Source organism: Exiguobacterium sp. s129 (assembly GCF_018617585.1).
In the GTDB taxonomy this organism is placed as follows: domain Bacteria; phylum Bacillota; class Bacilli; order Exiguobacteriales; family Exiguobacteriaceae; genus Exiguobacterium; species Exiguobacterium aestuarii_A.
Window position 1 is genome coordinate 34,119 of record NZ_JACSKL010000015.1, and the last position, 14,000, is coordinate 48,118.

Here is a 14,000-nt window from a genome sequence, read left to right on the forward strand (position 1 = left end):
AGGAGACGTTCCCTCGGGGGAGCGTCTCCTTTATTAGTGTGCTTTGAAAGTCTGATCGAACATGATGGCGATCTCTTCTTGATGGAGCAAGAACAGGTCAAACAGCGTCGGATCGAACGCCCCTTTCATGTCTTTCATCGCGACAATCGCATCGTCATGGGAGAAAGCAGGTTTATACGGGCGAACCGTCCGTAACGCGTCATAGACGTCGATGATGGTGACGATTCGGGCAGCGAGTGGAATCTCTTCTCCCTTCAACCCTTTAATATATCCTGTCCCGTCCCAACGCTCATGATGATAGAGCGCGATCTGATAGGCCATTTGGATAAAGTAGTTTTGAGGGAACTGTATCTGGAGATCCTTCAACACTTCACCCCCGACGCGCACATGATCTTTCATGAAGACCCATTCTTGGTCGGATAACTTATTCGCCTTCAATAAGATCGAATCTGGTACAGAAATCTTCCCGATGTCATGAAGCGGTGCCGCAAGTCGAATGCCTTCGATGAAGAGTGGCGACACGTCCGGGTGATGATGGTCATATAAAATCGTCGCAAACAGCGTCGACAAATCTTGTACACGCTCAATATGGTTCCCCGTCTCATTGTTACGTAGTGCGGACAGCCGTAACAACGTCCGGACAAGCCCTTCTTGGTAATCAATCATTTCTTTTTCCCGTTCGGCGAGAATACGCTGCGCTTCTTCCCGTCCTGCCTCGATCCGGTGCCGTTCGACCGCACCGAGAAGTGCGTTACTGAAATCTTGCAGTGCCTGTTGCTCGTATTCCGTGTACGTTCGTTCCGAGACGACGGAATCAAATCCGACGAACCCTTGGCACGTCTTCCCTTGCATCATCGGGACCGCCAGCAAGCTTTGAATCGACTGCGGTTCGAGAATCCCGCGGACGACACTAGTTTCTGGTAAATCTGCCACGCGTGGAATGTACATCGTCTCGCCTGCCACGTGAGTGTTGACCCATTCGGGCAGCACGTCGATCGGCACGTCTTGAAGATTGTCCATCTCGGCGGTGATGCCCTCGGCGCACCATTCGAACGTGTTGTGACAGACCTGATTCGTGAAATCGTAATCGAAGACATAGACGCGGTCGACCGCGAAATAATGTCCAAGTTCGGCTAGCGACTGGTCAACCCGCTTTTTGAAATCCGCAATCTCTGTTGTTAAAAAGCGATTGAGGAGTGACGAAAGCAGGTGATGGAGTCGCTCTTGTTGTTGTAACTGTAACGTCAATGATTCATGCGAAGTTGCCATGTGCCAAACCTCCCTTTTGTCTGGAATATATGCAATCGTTCCATGAGTTTATTTTACCCAATTTTCAGTCTTTTTACCCTGCTTATCCCAATTGAAAAACCGGGCGACGATGCACCCGGTTCTTCATCAAACTTGCTTTAACAAGTTCGCCATTTCAATGGCTGATGTCGCTGCTTCCCAGCCTTTATTCCCTGCTTTCGTACCAGCCCTTTCAATCGCCTGCTCGATCGTCTCCGTCGTCAATACGCCAAAGATGACCGGGACCTCCGATTGATAGCTCGCTTGTGCGATTCCTTTCGCCGCTTCGTTACACACGTAATCAAAGTGCGGCGTCGCGCCACGGATGACGGCCCCTAGTGTGATGACCGCATCATATTTTTGACTCATCGCCATTTTTTTCGCAACGAGTGGGAGCTCAAAGGCACCCGGGACGAAAGCGAGCGACACGTCCTCTTCTTTCACGCCATGACGCTTCAATGCATCTTTCGCACCGTCTAGAAGACGCATTGTAATCAAGTCGTTGAATCGACCGACGACGATTCCAATCTTTAAGCCTTCTCCAACTAAATTACCTTCAAATGTATATGTCATCTCATTCATCCTCCGATATGGTTCATTTTGAGTTGTTTCGTCATACGATATGATTCATTCGCTTCGTGCGCGCCGACGTGAAGCGGGACACGTTCAACAACGGTGATGCCACACGATTCCAAGGCATCGACTTTTTCAGGGTTGTTCGTCATGAGTCGGACACGGCTCACCCCGAGGTCGCGGAGCATCGCTGCACTGACACGATAGTCACGCATGTCGGGATGGAATCCGAGTGCCTCGTTCGCCTCGACCGTATCCAATCCTTCCTCTTGTAAGGCGTAGGCTTTCAGTTTGTTCACGAGTCCGATCCCTCGCCCTTCCTGACGCATATAGAGGACGATGCCCGACTCCTGTTCGATTCTCTCGACGGCGGCATCAAGTTGCGGACCACAGTCACATCGGAACGAACCGAAGACGTCTCCTGTCAAACATTCCGAATGGATTCGAACGAGCGGGACGTCTGTGAGCGTCTCGGTCACGAGTGCCACATGCTCTTGTCGGTCGAATCGGTTCTCATATCCGATCATCCGAAACGTCCCTTTCGATGAAGGGAGTGACACGTCCGCTTCACGCGTGACAAGGCTCGTCTCCATATACTGGGCCAATGCTTCGATTGTGATGAACGCCAAATCATGACGCTTTGCGACTTCAACCAAGTCCGGGACGCGGGCCATCTCTCCGTCTTCACGAATGATTTCACAGATGACGGCTACCGGCTCACTGCCTGCAAGGCGTGCCAAATCGACGGATGCTTCCGTGTGACCACGGCGCACCGAGACCCCTCCTTTTTTGGCGATGAGCGGGAAAAGATGTCCCGGCCGTTGAAAGTCAGATGGACGTGATGACGGGTTCGCTAATTCACGAACGGTATGGGAGCGCTCGCTCGCCGAGATACCTGTCGTCGAATCGATATGATCGACACTGACCGTGAACGCCGTACCATGTGGGTCCGTGCTATTCGTCACCATTGGTGCGAGCTCAAGGCGTGCCGCTACTTCTTCGGCGACGGCCGCACAAACAAGTCCTTTCCCTTCTGTGATTAAAAAGTTCATCGTCTCGGGTGTCATTTTGTCACCGAGCACGACAAAATCACCTTCATTCTCACGATTCTCGTCATCGACGACGATGATGGGACGTCCGCGTCTTAATTCCTCAATGGCCCGTTCAATCGAATCAAACATTACCATCCCGCCTTTCCATAACCTTGTGATGCCAAAGATTCGAGTGTCATCTTCGACTGCCCGACTAGTTTTTCCATATATTTTGCCAACAGGTCACATTCCAAATTGACGGGGTCACCGACGTGCTTCGACCCGAGAACGGTCTCACTGTACGTGTGCGGAATCAAAGACAGCGTAAATCCACGTTCGGATACGTCGAATACGGTCAGACTCGTTCCGTCCACCGAAATCGAGCCTTTCGGCACGATGTATGGGAGAAGCGAAGGGTCGCATTGAATGTCGACATATACGGCATTTGCGAGTGGACGCTTCTTGGTGATGCGCCCGACGCCGTCAACATGTCCGGACACGAAATGCCCGCCGAATCGTCCGTTCGCCGGCATCGCTCGCTCGAGATTGACGCGTGTTCCTGGTTTCACGCCATCTAGGCTGGATGCTTTCAGTGTCTCTGGCATCACATCAACGGCGAATGTCGACGCATCAAATGTTGTGACCGTCAAACAAATCCCATTTACCGAAATGCTGTCGCCGATTTTTACGTCATCGAGCACCTTTGCCCCCGATAGGACGAGCCGCAAAGACGGACCGTTTCGTTTCACCGCTTTGACCGAACCAATTTCTTCTACGATTCCTGTAAACATCAGAGCGCCCCCTTTCGAAGGACGACTTTCAGATCGGGTCCGATCATCTCGACCTGCTGAATCTCAAAACGAGAAATCGTATCCAGCGAGCCTTCCTGTTTTGAACGGTAGACACCGTTTTTCCCGCCGAACACGCGCGGTGATTGATAGGCAACCCATTCATCCACATACCCTCCGTCAAGAAGGGACGTGACAAGTGTCGGTCCCGCCTCGATCAATAAGCGTCCAACCCCGTTCGCGTAAAGTGTCTCGAGCACGTTTCCGAGCGACGTATAATCGAATAACTCGATTCCCATGGCACGTGCCTGTTCCCGTTTCTCTCTGTCGTCCGACGAGGTGAACAGAAGCACTGGGACGTCTTCGGCCGTTCGGGCAAGCGTGCTCGCGAGTGGCAAGCGAAGGTCACGGTCGAGGACGACTCGCTTCGGTTGACGTGTCTCACGGTCCAATCGAACGGTCAGTGCCGGATCATCCGCAAGCACCGTTCCGATTCCCGTTAAAATCGCATCGGTTTTGGCGCGTAGTTCATGGACGTCACGACGGGCTTCCGGGCTTGTCACCCATTGACTCTCACCAGAATCCAATGAAACTTTTCCATCGAGACTCGTCGCCGTCTTTAAGATGACGTACGGTCGCTTCGTCTCGAGCGCTCGCAAGAACGCTGGATTTAGTGCCCGTGCCTCCTCTTCAAGTAACCCGACTTCAACTTCGACGCCAGCCGATTTGAGGCGCATGATCCCTTTTCCGGCAACGAGCGGGTTCGGGTCTTTCATGGCAATGACGACTCGTTTGACTCCGGATTCAACGATCAAGTCGGCACACGGTGGTGTCTTCCCGTGATGCGAGCACGGCTCAAGCGTGACGTAAAGTGTCGCCCCGTACGCTGCCGCACCTGCCATCTTAATCACGTGAACTTCAGCATGTGGTTCGCCCGCCTTGAGATGGGCGCCTAACCCAACGACGCGACCGTCTTTGACGAGAACGGCGCCGACAAGTGGGTTCACACCAGTCTGTCCGTCGGCAGATTTCGCCAATTGGATGGCTTGTTGCATGTACTGTTTCATCGTTCTCCCTCCTTTTTTCCGTACAAACAAAAGACCCTAAGGAACGGTCCTTAGGGTCTTGGTGGGAGGGTTTCGTCGTTTTTGGGCAAGCCAAATAAACGTTTTCTTTACAGAAAAGCGTACGACGAAGCACAGGTCACGCAGACCTGTTTTTTGTTCCTTCTCCCATCCAGACTATACTGTCGGCTCTAGAGTCTCACTAGATCCACCGTTCGCACACGTGCGCCCGGGTCACGGACTTAGGGCATGGCCCATCACCGCCGGTTGGGAATTTCACCCGACCCCGAAGGAATATTTGTTTGTACAGATTTACTGTATCGCAATTGTTTTTATTTCGCAAAACAAAAAACGCTACCCGTGAGAGTAGCGCCTCGATTATGCGAGAAAGAGGACGACGAGAAGTCCGACAATCCAGCAATAATATGAGAAATACTTTAATTCGCCTTTTGCCATGATGTGCTGGAACCACTTCAACGAAATCGCAGTCAACACATAAGAAGCGATAAACGCCAAGATGAGCGGACCGAACAAGTCACGTGTTTCTGGGTTCGTAAATAACGCCGGACCGTCCAAAATCATCGTCCCGAGACTGATTGGAATGAACAAGAAGAACGAAAAGCGAAGTGCTGATTCTTGCTTGATTCCGAGCAACATTGCCATGACGATGGTTGCTCCAGAGCGACTGATTCCTGGGATGAGCGCCACCGCTTGGGCGAGTCCAATCAATACGGCGTCACGTAACGTGATCCCGCCGTCTCCTTTATTCCCGCGCATGTTTCGAATGAACCAAAGCGCAAGACCCGTGATGATGAGCGTGTATCCGACCGTCGCGACGCCACCGAGTACTTCTCCAATCCAGTCACCAAAAATGACACCGAGCACACCGGCCGGAACCGTTGCGACGAGGAGCAATCCGATAAACTTCACATCGACCATCGTCTCATCTGTCCGATCTTTCTTGAACAGGAACGTCCATAAACTGACGATGAGGCGGACGACATCTTTACGATAGACCGTTAAGACCGCGAGGAGCGATGCAAAATTTACGAAAACTTCAAATGACAATCCCGGCAAGTCGATGTTAAATAATTCTTGGAAGATAACAAGATGTCCGCTCGAGGAAATCGGGATCGGCTCCGTGAATCCTTGGATCAATCCGAGCAACGTATAAAATAACCAAACTGTCATAATGGTAATCCTCTTTTCTGTTTTTCACTCAATGCGCCTATTTTAGCAGAATTGGACTTTCGTTGACCAGCTGTTAAAAATTTTTTGATGTAATTTCAATATTCGATTGATTAGTCTGAAAATTAAATTTATTATAGAAGGGTACTCATCTGGAGCGAAGGCGATGACCCCATTTCTCCAGTTGGGTACTTTTTTATAAAAATATGACATTTTTGGTTGATTAAAACTTTTTGTTTACATTTATCACGAAATTCGATTTAATTTGTAATAGAACTGTTACCATTTTTTGAAATGTTTTTCTGTGACTTTAGACCTATCCAATTCTTAGAAATTGTTTAATAATTTTCAAAATCACGTTAATAAATCCGAAAAACCATCCGATAGTATGATTGTAGGAGCATTTTTTTCATCTTTGTCGGTTCATATTTGAGTCCACGGAAGGAGGAACCATCATTGAGTCAAACGCTAACCACTAAATCCCATCACCTGTCCACCGAACAACAGAGGATGATCCATTGCATCCGCCTTCTCGGGGACTTGTTGAAGGAACGTCCACGCCGCTCTGTCTACCGTCGCTTTGCCATGGAACAGAATTGGCCATCTCCTGAATCCATCATCAGACAGTTCGGGTCATGGGCTGAGGCACTTGCCATCGCAGGCTATGAATGGCATGGAGAAGCAACTGTCGAATTGCCAGACAAAATGCCGAAGTATACACGCGAGGATATCATCGAGACGCTTGCACTTTATTCGCGAGACATGGGCTCGATCATTACCTTGAAGAAGTATCAGCAATGGCGAAAGCTCCATCCGAAGGCACCGAGCCATTATCATATCGTCAAGACGTTCGGTTCGTGGCATGATGCCTGTGCCGAGGCAGGACTTGAGGCGAGTGTCACCTATTCGAAAACAGAATTATCTAACGCGCTACGTGAAGCCATTCAGGAAATGGGCTTCTCCCTCTCATTCGAAGCATATCGGGAATGGGCGAAACGCAACAACAAGCCTTCGACAAAAGCGATCCTACATCGCTATGGCTCTTGGTCAGCCGCCGTTCATGCGGTGGAATCGGAACTTTATAATACGAACTCATAATCTTTTCATACAAAAGGAGGATCCGCCATATGGTGGATCCTCCTTTCATCTGACTTCTGTGGATAGTTCTTGATAGTGGGCGACCCGGTCACGACCATTGAACTTGGCCCCGACATACATGGCTCGGTCCGCATGCCGGAGTACCGTATCCAAGTCTTCATATTCATGAATCGTCTCAATCCCAATACTCGCTGTCACCGTGATGCGTGTCCCTTCCGTACCAAAATCATGGCGTCTCAGCGCTTCCCGTATCTTTTCACCGACCAGATGGGCTGCCGCCTCATCCATTCGGGGGAACACGAAGACAAATTCTTCTCCACCATACCGCGTCACCAAATCCGTCGCCCGAACGCTGCGCGTGAACAATTGTCCGGCCTCAATCAACACTTCATCCCCGAACGCATGTCCATACGTATCGTTGATCGACTTGAAGTGATCCAAGTCGACGAGGAAAAGCGAGAGCGGATAGGATGCCACGTCATTCAATCGTTCTGTCGTCCAGCTGCGTAACGCCCGCTGATTATGTAGGCCCGTCAAAGGGTCCGTCAAACTCTCATGTTGCAGGCGGTCCCGCTCATCGATTCGCTCGATCGACCACGACAACGTTTTAAGGAGCCGGTTCACTTCGATGGCAATCGGCGTCTCATACGCGCCGTTGGCTGTCGTCGACACCATACAGCTGACGGCCGTTTCCGCTCCCCAAACGGGCTGGATGACGAGCGCTGAATGATGCAGCTCTTGCTGCTGTTGCTGTAGCTCGGGATGCCATTCATGTAACGAATCATAGACGAAACATGGCTCATCCTCGTCTTGATAACGCTCAATCGTATAGGCGTCCGGCACACTTGGGATGATGCGTCCCGTCATGTCATAAAACGTCCGCTCCCCTTTTCGGTTGACCTGCAGCCAACCACGTTCGACTTCCACAACGTCACGCAGTCCGTTCCAAAACTTTTCAATCAACAGTTGCTCGCTATCGACACGGTATAGCTGTTCTTTCAATCGCTCGACCTGATCGACTTTTGTTTTCGTCTCTTCTGTCTCCGTTGCTTTTGACATCGACATTTTTAAGACAGATAACACGAAGAACGTGACGATGAGACCGACGTACCCAAACACGTGATACGATTCAATCGCGATCATCGTGAACAACAGTTCGAGTGACACGACGAGCCAATCGAATCGAATCAATCGCCACATGATTGGGAACGGGATCCGCTCCCCGACCATGAAATAAGACAAGGCAAAACTCATTGTCAAGACGATGAAAAGTGTCCCTAAGAACGCCAACATCGCTACTCCCTCTTGCATCAAATGAACGGGTTCACCGATGCGTCCACCGAGTCCGATATAGGCCAGTCCCGGTAACAAAACGAGGAGGCACTCGATCACCGTATTCAGCGGATAGAAATGTAAGAAACGCCGCCGCCCGACCCGACGATTGAACGTCCTCGCTTGAAAGGTAAACAAGAGGAGTTGCCCCATCAGGAGGGCCGGGGCAAGCCCGTAGAGGAAGAACGTGATAAAGACGAACATCTCATGGAACGTAAAATGGAGATGTCTACGCTTTAGCGGGTTCATGACGAACAAAGCGCCTAGCGTATAGATAAACCAAAACAACGGCCAGTCGAACGATTCCAGGTGGTGTAAAGTCAAATACGTCACACCTGTGAAGACGATTGCCCACGCGAGCCAGCTCCGAACTAGATACTTCCGAAATCGCATCGTCTTCTCCCCTTTTCTCGTTCATTTTTTCTAGTATGACCCGTAATGCAAAAACATTCCAGCAATTGTTTGAAAGTTGAGACAATGAAATATTGAAAATATTTCCAATGTGAGGTTTTATAGACAATAAAGTCGGCAACAGTCAAAGAAAGGAGGCTAACGATGGACCTTTCCATGTTTCTCATCACGTTCCTACTCATTTATTCGCTGACAATCACATTTCTATTTTTACGAAGGCAAAAACAGAATTGAAACATACAAAAGGCGATTCTCTCACGAAAACCGCCTTCACGTCTTATTTCGCTTTCAAATACGAGATTCCAATCGACCCAGATCCCGTATGCGCCCCGAGGAGCGGTGCGAGTGTGTCAACCCGAATCGGAATCTTGTCACCGAGTCGTTCTTTCCACTCTTGTGCGAGTTCAGGAACGTTTCCGTGGAAAATCGAGACGTCTTTACACTCACCAGACTCAATCGCTGCACGCAGCACTTCGAATAAGTGAGCCTGTGCTTTCTTATACGTGCGGACCGTCTGATACGGAACAATCAACCCACCCTCGAATCGGAGCACCGGTTTCAATTGAAGCATGTTCCCGATTAACGCCTTCGATTTTGAGATGCGTCCGCCTTTTTGCATTTGCGTCAAGTTTTGCAGGGTTAGCTCAATCCGTACGTCTTCAACACGTTCCTTCATGTAGGCTTCCACGTCTTCAAGCGCATCGCCTCGTTCGACACGTTCAATCAACTCTTCCAGCATGAGCCCCATCGTATAGATCCCCGCTCGTGAATCAATGGCGAGTAACTTAAATTCTGCAATCTCAGCACCTTGTACAGACGCCGAGTACGTTCCACTCAAGTCAGAGGACAGGTGAATTGCAATCCCCATGTCGTACTCTTCCTTCAACTTCTCATACAGTGTGACAAAATCTCCAATGGCTGGCTGGCTCGTCGAAACGCGCTCCCCGGCATCAATCCATTCATAGACGGTCGTGGCATCGACTTCAATCCCGTCTTTATACGGTTGGTCCCCTTTGACGACATAGAGCGGGACGATATGAATATCTGGGTGGTTCACTAAAGCATCTGGAAGGACGATTGTACTGTCCGTGATGTATGCAATCTTCATGAAAAGTTCTCCCTTAAAAAAGTTTTTAGTACCTGGTTATATTATTTTATCACAGGTGAAGCGGTTTCACTATTTTTTCAAAACATCCTGTGTGCAACTTGTCCAATCTGACTTCGAAAAGGGTACATGATACATAACGAACAAAGGAGGCGAACGAGAGATGATTCAGCTCGAGAACGTCAATAAAATCTATAAGACCGGCGACGTGGAAACGGCTGCCTTAAAAGAGATTAACCTAAGTATTCGTGACGGCGCGTTCGTCGTCATCCTCGGACCGAGCGGAAGCGGGAAAAGTACGCTACTCAACGTCATCAGCGGACTAGATACCGTGACGAGCGGCAAAATCACATTCGGAGACACGGTGCTCACTGACTTGTCCCCCGAACAGATGACGGCATTTCGGCGCGACCACCTCGGATTCATTTTTCAACAATACAATCTCCTTCAAAACTTGACCGTCTACGAGAACGTACAAATCGGGTCCGATTTGACGAAAGACCCGCTCCCCATCGATGAATTGCTCGACCAAGTCGGGCTCGCTGCAGCGCGTGACAAATATCCCTATCAACTATCCGGGGGCGAACAGCAACGGGTCTCTGTCGCCCGAAGTCTCGCTAAAAATCCAGCAATCGTCTTCTGTGACGAACCGACGGGCTCGCTCGACGAGGAGAATTCGAAGAAAGTGCTCGAGCTGTTAGAGCGACTGAACGAGACGTATCAAAAGACAATCGTCGTCATCACGCACAATAACGGAATCAGTGACATGGCGGACGATGTCATCAAAATGAACTCCGGTCGAATCGTTGAAGTGACCCATCACGACACCCGCGTCGCGGCACGTGACATTCGTTGGGGATAAGGAGGTGGCGACATGCTGTACAAAAACGTGTGGAAGACGCTCAGTAAGAAATGGATGCAACTGCTCGCCATCGCCATCATCATCGTCATGAGTTCACTCACGTACACGATGATGTTCTATGGAATTAGCGGAATCGAAGTTCCGACCGAAGAATACTTGGAGGAATCGAACCAAGAAGACTTCGCCATCGAGATGCTCAACCGGGTGACGGAAGAAGAATTACGTGACCCCGATGTTGCTACACTCGCTGAAGCCGGAACGTTCACACTAGCCGACATCAAGCAGGCAGACGAGGAAGTCTTTAATCGTTTGATCGCATCACGCATCGATGCGGTCGAACAAGAGATGCCAGAGGCGACGATTGAACTCCGTGACCTAAAAGCGATCACGTACACACTCGGTGACGCGGAACATCGCGGTCTCTTGCTAAAAGAATCCGATTCAATCAACCGTTCCTATGTAGAGGCGGGAGCAAGACCGAGCACGAACGACGAGGTCGCCCTGAACAAAAAGTATGCTGAAGAGAATGGAATTGAAATCGGGGACACGATCGACCTTGGCAGACCGTTCACCGTCAGCGGGTTCGTCCTCTTTCCGGACTATACCCTCCCCCTCTTCGACGACAATTTTTTCAATCTAGATCCCGGCTCCCAGACGCTCTTACTCATGACAGACGAATCGTTCGAATCGACCGTCGGACAAGAATCGTTCCGCCTCTCCGGTGTGACGGAACAGACGGTCATGACCGATCTCGACCTACCGTTTGTCGTGTCTGTCATGGAGACGGAAAATATTATCCGTAGCGGTGCGATTTACAGTGAAATCTCTTCTGGGAAAGCGATGGCGCTCGGGCTCAGCCTCTTTATCGTCTCCATCGCCGTTATCATCGTCGCCATCCTGATCTCGAATATGCTTGAGGCGGAACGCGGTCAAATCGGACTGTTGAAGGCGATTGGGTACAGTCGTCGACAAATCGCAGCACCTTATCTCGTCCTCATCTTAATCTTCGCTTTCTTCATGCTGATCATCGGCTATTTCCTTGGTCTTTATTTCGCAGACCCGTTGAAAGAACTGTATCTCGATTTTTATCTCTTACCGTCCATCACCATCGCCCAGAGTCCGCTCGTCTTTTTGACGGCCGTATTTGCGCCACTGCTTTTCTTTGCACTCGTCGCAGGAGCGGTCATCTACAAGATCATGGGAGAAAGCGCCCTCGCCCTCTTATCGCCTCGGGACAATGTTTCCTTGAATCGCCTGAGTCGGCTCGTTAGTCGACTATTGAAACGCGCGAGCGGCAAGACGAAGTTCAAATACTTGTATGCGGTCAAGAGCACGGGAAGCTTCCTCATTTTCTTCCTCGGCATCTTGTTCTCGACCATCCTCATCGTCTTCGCCCTCATGATGAACGGGGCTGTCGATCGAATGACCGTAGGTGGTTTGAATGAAGCAGTGTATGAATACGAAGCCTATACGGACGGTTCACCGCCAATCGAAGACGGACAAGAGCCGTTCCTCACTTACCCGTTCGCATTTGTCGAAGAGAAATTGATTACGTTGAAAGGTTTAGAGATTGACAATACCTTGTTCCCGCTACGTAACGAAGATGGTGACACATTAACACTTGAACCCGACGGACTAATCGTCTCCTCGTCACTCGCCCTCAAACTCGGTCTTGAAGTCGGTCAGGACATCGATGTCGAACTGAACGAGGAGACGCTGACCTATCCGATTGTCGGGATTGCCGATGAATTCTCTGGAGACTTCGCCTATTTGCCCCGGGCGACGCTAAGTGAACTGCTTACCGACGGCGCGACAGACGAGTTGTTCAATGGCATTTATGCGACGGAGCGCCCGAACGACTCAGACTATCCGACCATCCTGTCCCGTCAAGGGTTGATTGAACAATCCGAGTCCATCAATCAATATATGAACTTCATGATGAATGTCTTGATTGGTGGTGCGTCTCTCATCGCCTTCAGCATTCTATTCGTCCTGACGGCGCTGACGGTCGAGAAGAACTACTACGTCATTTCGTTATTGAAAGTGATGGGATACCAAAAACGGGAAGTCCGTTCGATGATTCTGAACAGCTACTTCATCTATGCGCTCGTCTCGGCCCTCTTGAGTATTCCGATTGCCCTGTTGACGCTTCGGGTCATCATCGTCGTATTCGCAGAAGATTACGGGCTCGTCCTACCGCTTGAATTCGAATGGATCTATATCGTCTATACGCTCGGTGCGGTCGTTCTCCTCTTCTTCCTGAGTACGTTTGTCAGCCGACGGAAAATCGATCAAATCCCACTTCAGGAAGTATTAAAGACATATCAAGAATAATTTATGCCAAAATAGGGCATAATAAGAGATAGACCAGGCCTCTCTAGAAGAGGGGCCTGACTTTTGCAGAAAAGGATGATTGACATGAATCGTACACAAGTTATGCTCGCTATTCCCGGGAACTGGTCTTCCGCGGAAGGCGTGAACGAACAAATCAGTTTACATAGTGAAGGCTACACGATGGCCGGCTTATTGCTGCTCGAAGATGAGACGGGCAAAGCGTTCACCGTAGAAGTCGTGGAACGTGACCCGGCTCTTGCCGAGGCCATGATCCACGCGAGTTCTGGTGGATTCACACCGAAAGTCGCAAAAGGAATCGCCCGTCACACGCATGTCGTCTACTTGATTGTCGACGTCAACGATTTGACAGACGTCGCCGCCGCGCGTCGTGCCGCAAACGCTGTCTTGAATGCCGGTGGGGTCGGCGTCATGGTCGAGTCGGCTGGTGTTTCCTTCTCGAAAGACGAATGGCAAGAGTCAAAAGAAGAAGACCTTGCGCTTGACTACTCGCTATTGACGGCAATCACGGAAGAAGAGAACGCTTATATGTCTTGGGGAATGAAAGCGTTTGGACATGCGGACGTGGCCGTACCGATGACACTCGAGATCGAAGATGCCATCCATGTGATTCACTCGTTCAACTTCCACCTCATCTCAGGCGGGGCGATGTTCGGTGATGGCGACCATTTCGCATTCGAAGACGGACGTGCTTTCACGGTCGAGATGGGTGAAGACGAGCGGACGACAATCGACAACTTGTTGCATAACCCGTTTGGATTAATCTACCTCGTCCCGCAAGCAGCAGAATAACCAAATGGAGCGCCCGATGGCGCTCCATTTCAGGCTGTTGACGAACCAAATCGCCACGTGCGATTTGGTTCGTCTTTTTTTATGTCCAACGAGCTCGAGGCGCTCTGCCCGACAAAA

At 50.2% G+C, this 14,000-nt stretch carries 12 protein-coding genes and 1 riboswitch; of the genes, 4 read left to right on the plus strand and 8 right to left on the minus strand.

The window, feature by feature from the left end; all coding sequences use genetic code 11:
- Positions 1-33 precede the first annotated feature (33 nt).
- From KNO92_RS13140 to KNO92_RS13165, 6 genes are all read right to left on the minus strand, one after another.
- A complete protein-coding gene (locus KNO92_RS13140) occupies positions 34-1,269 on the minus strand; it encodes a GAF and HD-GYP domain-containing protein (protein WP_214761643.1) in 1,236 nt (411 codons plus the stop codon).
- Between the two features lie 126 nt (positions 1,270-1,395).
- Positions 1,396-1,860, minus strand: coding sequence for a 6,7-dimethyl-8-ribityllumazine synthase (gene ribH / locus KNO92_RS13145; RefSeq protein WP_214745735.1), 465 nt, complete (start codon positions 1,858-1,860; stop codon positions 1,396-1,398).
- Positions 1,861-1,865: 5 nt separating this feature from the next.
- Positions 1,866-3,041 (minus strand): 3,4-dihydroxy-2-butanone-4-phosphate synthase, encoded by a 1,176-nt coding sequence (gene ribB, locus KNO92_RS13150; protein ID WP_214761645.1) that lies wholly within the window; start codon positions 3,039-3,041, stop codon positions 1,866-1,868.
- Positions 3,041-3,682 carry a riboflavin synthase gene (ribE, locus tag KNO92_RS13155; RefSeq protein WP_214761647.1) on the minus strand — a complete coding sequence of 214 codons (642 nt, stop codon included), beginning with the start codon at positions 3,680-3,682 and terminating at the stop codon, positions 3,041-3,043. The genes ribB and ribE overlap by 1 nt, the downstream gene beginning before the upstream one ends.
- On the minus strand, positions 3,682-4,746 hold the full coding sequence (gene ribD, locus KNO92_RS13160) for a bifunctional diaminohydroxyphosphoribosylaminopyrimidine deaminase/5-amino-6-(5-phosphoribosylamino)uracil reductase RibD (RefSeq protein WP_214761649.1): 1,065 nt from the start codon (positions 4,744-4,746) through the stop codon (positions 3,682-3,684). Before ribD ends, ribE begins: the two co-directional genes overlap by 1 nt.
- Before the next feature lie 153 nt (positions 4,747-4,899).
- Positions 4,900-5,041: riboswitch (FMN riboswitch) on the minus strand.
- 80 nt (positions 5,042-5,121) lie between these two features.
- The gene (locus KNO92_RS13165) at positions 5,122-5,934 is read right to left on the minus strand and encodes an undecaprenyl-diphosphate phosphatase (RefSeq protein ID WP_214693843.1); all 813 of its coding nucleotides are present in this window, start codon (positions 5,932-5,934) and stop codon (positions 5,122-5,124) included.
- A 453-nt stretch (positions 5,935-6,387) separates the two neighbouring features.
- Here KNO92_RS13165 and KNO92_RS13170 point away from each other — a divergent pair, with 453 nt between their 5' ends.
- Positions 6,388-7,029, plus strand: coding sequence for a homing endonuclease associated repeat-containing protein (locus KNO92_RS13170; RefSeq protein WP_074036465.1), 642 nt, complete (start codon positions 6,388-6,390; stop codon positions 7,027-7,029).
- 45 nt (positions 7,030-7,074) lie between these two features.
- Here KNO92_RS13170 and KNO92_RS13175 read toward each other — a convergent pair whose 3' ends face one another.
- On the minus strand, positions 7,075-8,754 hold the full coding sequence (locus KNO92_RS13175; RefSeq protein WP_214693845.1) for a sensor domain-containing diguanylate cyclase: 1,680 nt from the start codon (positions 8,752-8,754) through the stop codon (positions 7,075-7,077).
- Positions 8,755-9,049: 295 nt separating this feature from the next.
- On the minus strand, positions 9,050-9,880 hold the full coding sequence (locus tag KNO92_RS13180; protein ID WP_214761651.1) for a DegV family protein: 831 nt from the start codon (positions 9,878-9,880) through the stop codon (positions 9,050-9,052).
- 160 nt (positions 9,881-10,040) lie between these two features.
- Here KNO92_RS13180 and KNO92_RS13185 point away from each other — a divergent pair, with 160 nt between their 5' ends.
- From KNO92_RS13185 to KNO92_RS13195, 3 genes are all read left to right on the plus strand, one after another.
- On the plus strand, positions 10,041-10,739 hold the full coding sequence (locus tag KNO92_RS13185; RefSeq protein WP_214693849.1) for an ABC transporter ATP-binding protein: 699 nt from the start codon (positions 10,041-10,043) through the stop codon (positions 10,737-10,739).
- Positions 10,740-10,751: 12 nt separating this feature from the next.
- Positions 10,752-13,073 carry an ABC transporter permease gene (locus tag KNO92_RS13190; protein WP_214761653.1) on the plus strand — a complete coding sequence of 774 codons (2,322 nt, stop codon included), beginning with the start codon at positions 10,752-10,754 and terminating at the stop codon, positions 13,071-13,073.
- Between the two features lie 84 nt (positions 13,074-13,157).
- A complete protein-coding gene (locus tag KNO92_RS13195) occupies positions 13,158-13,883 on the plus strand; it encodes a DUF4261 domain-containing protein (RefSeq protein WP_214693859.1) in 726 nt (241 codons plus the stop codon).
- Positions 13,884-14,000: the final 117 nt, after the last annotated feature.

Coding starts and splice junctions, on each gene's coding strand:
- KNO92_RS13140 (WP_214761643.1), bottom strand. CDS start 1,269: ATGGCAACTTCGCATGAATCATTGACGTTACAGTTACAACAACAAGAG.
- ribH (WP_214745735.1), bottom strand. CDS start 1,860: ATGACATATACATTTGAAGGTAATTTAGTTGGAGAAGGCTTAAAGATT.
- ribB (WP_214761645.1), bottom strand. CDS start 3,041: ATGTTTGATTCGATTGAACGGGCCATTGAGGAATTAAGACGCGGACGT.
- ribE (WP_214761647.1), bottom strand. CDS start 3,682: ATGTTTACAGGAATCGTAGAAGAAATTGGTTCGGTCAAAGCGGTGAAA.
- ribD (WP_214761649.1), bottom strand. CDS start 4,746: ATGAAACAGTACATGCAACAAGCCATCCAATTGGCGAAATCTGCCGAC.
- KNO92_RS13165 (WP_214693843.1), bottom strand. CDS start 5,934: ATGACAGTTTGGTTATTTTATACGTTGCTCGGATTGATCCAAGGATTC.
- KNO92_RS13175 (WP_214693845.1), bottom strand. CDS start 8,754: ATGCGATTTCGGAAGTATCTAGTTCGGAGCTGGCTCGCGTGGGCAATC.
- KNO92_RS13180 (WP_214761651.1), bottom strand. CDS start 9,880: ATGAAGATTGCATACATCACGGACAGTACAATCGTCCTTCCAGATGCT.
- KNO92_RS13185 (WP_214693849.1), top strand. CDS start 10,041: ATGATTCAGCTCGAGAACGTCAATAAAATCTATAAGACCGGCGACGTG.
- KNO92_RS13190 (WP_214761653.1), top strand. CDS start 10,752: ATGCTGTACAAAAACGTGTGGAAGACGCTCAGTAAGAAATGGATGCAA.
- KNO92_RS13195 (WP_214693859.1), top strand. CDS start 13,158: ATGAATCGTACACAAGTTATGCTCGCTATTCCCGGGAACTGGTCTTCC.